Below are 244 nucleotides of genomic sequence, written 5' to 3' on the forward strand. Positions count from 1 at the left end.
CACCGGCGCCCCGCTGGTCATCACTTTGGCTAACGGTCAATCGATCACCATCCCGGTCAACGCTTCGAGCGGCTCGGTGGACTTCATTGCCCCGAACAACGTGCTCAACACCAACACGCCACTGACCAACAGCATCACCGGCGTGACTGGTGGCAACTACGAGCACCTGGAAACCGCAGGCACTCCGACCACCGTCGTCACCGACGATCCGGCTCGTCTGGACACCACCGGCCTGACCCTGTCC

Annotated in this window: 1 protein-coding gene; it reads left to right on the forward strand. The window is 62.7% G+C overall.

Annotated features, from left to right (window positions below; all coding sequences use genetic code 11):
- Positions 1-244, forward strand: a 244-nt coding sequence (locus tag DM374_RS32975; RefSeq protein ID WP_157969848.1) for an immunoglobulin-like domain-containing protein, incomplete at both ends; no start/stop codon positions are given.

Source organism: Pseudomonas huaxiensis (genome assembly GCF_003231275.1).
GTDB lineage: Bacteria > Pseudomonadota > Gammaproteobacteria > Pseudomonadales > Pseudomonadaceae > Aquipseudomonas > Aquipseudomonas huaxiensis.